Raw genomic sequence first — 3,072 nt, 5'->3', positions numbered from 1 at the left:
GCCGTCCAAAATCAATCCGGTCGTTCAGGTCGAGGTCGAAGCGGCCATAAGGGTTCACATGACTGTAGATCAACGGCGTGAGACCACGATAATCTTCCGGCGTCATCCGCCCCGCCCACTTCGGCTCAACCAGTACGGTCTGAAGCATGCGGGTGTTCACATACACCAGCGACGCTTGCAGGAGGTGTAGCGCCAGAACGGAGATTTCCTGCTCATGGATGCGGTTGGTGGCGATCTCGCCGCCCTTGCCGAAGAACACGAAACCATTAGCGCCGTTCCAGTTCTCAACCACATTCAGCCCTTCGTGGATCTCGCGGCGGAATGCCTCCTGACGCAAATACCGGCATAGGAAGATTGTTTTGACCGCGCGGCCGAGTTCACTCAGCGCCTTGTAGGTCGGGTGCATCACTTCGGCTCTGGCAAACCGGAGCAGGATCGCTTCCGGATCGGCGGTGCGCGATTGCATGGCAGCGGCATATTTGACCATTTCGTCATATTGTTGCTCGATCTCGTCCCAGTCGATCGGGCTGGAGAGGATCGGCAGTAAATTGGAAAGCCGCGTGCGCATGCCGGCTTGGGGAAGGGCCAGTTTCTGGCGTGCCACTGCTTTCAGCCGCGGGGCAAGCTCAAATCCAAGGAGTCGGCAGAACGCAAAGCCGACTGCGCTCTGGCCGTGGCTATCGACGTACTGGCGCTGGATTTCCATGTCGGTGCAATGGCGTAGCACGCCTTCGATCATGGAGGCGACCTCCGAGGAAGAGCACCGCTTGAGCTGGGAATAAACGCAGGTCGCGCGCTTCTCCACATGCCAGTAGATCATGACGCCACGGCCGCCATAGCGGGCGTGCCATTCCGTCATCAGGTTGCGGTCCCACGCGCCGAACTTCGTTGAATCGGACGCGCATGCCGTGCCCGCATCTCCCCATACTGCGGCATTGCGGATTGCCAGTGTCGCGTTTGCTACCCGCGCGCACGCCTCCCTCAGCGCTGGCGCGTGGATGAAACGGCGATGGACATGCAGCAATTCCTCGTAACTGACATCGGGTGTTGCGCCAGCGACCCGCTTGAGCCCGGCGTTCGTGCCCAAGCCATAGAGACACAGCAAAAGACGCTGAGCCAAGGCTGCTTTCGACAGGGTAACCCGCGAGGCCGACGTTTCGAAAGCATCCATCAATCCCGTGTCCAGAGCAGCCTCTTTCAACACGTCCAGCAGTCCGGTCATCGGCCAGCGCTGACCGATCTCGCTTTTGATCGAAGCGAGACCCTTCGGTTCGGGCAAGGGCTTGAACGGTGTAATCGATATCCGGTTGTCGCCGCGCCACAGGAGCCGGACCTTGTCGTTTTGTGGAATATTGGCATTGAGGAGCAACAGTTCCCGTTCAAGCTCCTCCCGGATCGAGGCGCAAAACGCCTGCGCATCTGGCGTCAGGCTGAGGCCGGAATAGTACGCATCTCGCCTGATCTCGAAGTCCTTGGGAAGATCGTCATCGGGATTGCGATAGCGATCCGCCCCGACCACCCAGATTTCTTTGGAGCGGATGCGGTCGCGCAGTTGCGTCAGGACGCAAAGCTCATAGCTGATCCGGTTTACCCGCCCATCGTCATCAATGACGGAACTGCGCCATCGCGCTGGAATCACCTCATCGATCGGAACATCCTGCAATGGCACGAAGCGGCATCCGCCATCCACCTTGCTCCTGATCCAGTCGAGGGCCGCCAGGACCGGCCGCCACACCGCGTTGTTCGACCGGAACTCAAGTACGGAAAGCAGGCTTGGCAGCATGCGCCGGTAATGATTGGCCCAGGAACCACGCATCACCTTGTAGATGCGCCGGTCCAGAGCGCCCTTCGCATGGCTCTCCTTGACGATCGCCGCCAGCTTGGCCTTACCGGCGATCGGGAAAATGACATCGCAGATGCGCCCCGATGGTTCATTGATCGAGGCGCTGGCGATCTCGACCAGCAGGCGCTCCTTTCCATAGACCCGCTCGATGTCTTTCGCGATATCGCCCACCACCTTGCGTTTCGAGCGCGTTCCGATCTTGTGAACGGTTTCGATCAGCAGGTCGATCATCGCGTCAGTGAGTTGCGCCTCCCGCGACATTAGATAAATCGCATAAAGGCCGAGCTGTCGCGCCGGCGCATGCCGGCGCATCTCCGAGGCCTTTTCACCGGCAACGCGGCGAACAATCTGATCGACCCATGGCTTGCCCGTAGCCGTCAGGAGATCATGGGGAAGATCAAGTCTCTGGATAAAGGCGAGTTTCTCGGTCACGTCGAGAATGTTGTCGAGCGTTGCCTGTCCGGCGTCACCCTTCATCCTGTTGAATCCGGTCGAGCTGTCCGGATCGGCAAGCGAGGCTTCCAATAACGCCACCGCATCTGACGAAAGCCGATCACTGGTTCCGATCAGCCAGGTGTCCAGATAATCTTGCCGTTGTGAGCGAACGACACGTTCAAGCTCCTTGCGCGACGGCCCATAAATACGCCGGTCCCGGCACCACAGGAAAACATGCTCAAGCATGGCATTGATCGACTGGCCGCCCGGGCACAGCTCGCCAGCAATCCATTCCGTCAATTGCGCGCGATCCACCCGCTTCATGCGGTGATATCCAAGATGGATCAGGATCTCCGCACAATGCCGTCGTGCTGTCCGACTGGAAAAGTCATAACCGGCTATCTCGCCAGCCTCGACACCGAGTTGCTCGGCCAGATACGAGAGGCCATCGGTAGGGATTGAGCCGGGATCGATCGCGAAAAACCCCAGGGAAGCGAAGAATTTCAGCTGCGCGGCGAGGCCAAGGCGCGTCAGGGCCGGCTTCGAATTTACAAAATCAATATCGGCAAAGCTCAGGCTCCATCGTCCGATCAAATCCCCGCCCGGAATACTCCGATCCATCAACCCACTCCCTATGATGGAGCGAACTGTCCTCTTCTATGATTTCCATCGTCAATACCGAATGCCACGTTCCCAAAACGTTCTCCGACTTGGCCAAAATCGCAGCTTGGGGCCGACTGGGCCTTATAGTCCCCCGGTATGCGCGCCAAATCCGTCCTGTCGATCGCTGCACA

The 3,072-nt window shown here is 58.9% G+C and carries 1 protein-coding gene; it reads right to left on the bottom strand.

Going from position 1 to position 3,072, the window contains the following annotated elements; translation table 11 throughout:
• On the bottom strand, positions 1-2,899 hold a 2,899-nt coding region (locus ET21_RS0121035; RefSeq protein WP_030541217.1), incomplete at its 3' end, for a Tn3 family transposase.
• Positions 2,900-3,072 lie beyond the last annotated feature (173 nt).

The sequence above is a fragment of the Sphingobium sp. DC-2 genome (assembly GCF_000722555.1).
Classification (GTDB): Bacteria; Pseudomonadota; Alphaproteobacteria; order Sphingomonadales; family Sphingomonadaceae; genus Sphingobium; species Sphingobium quisquiliarum.
Note: the sequence above shows the minus strand (reverse complement) of the source record. Positions and strands in the feature narration are given on the sequence as shown.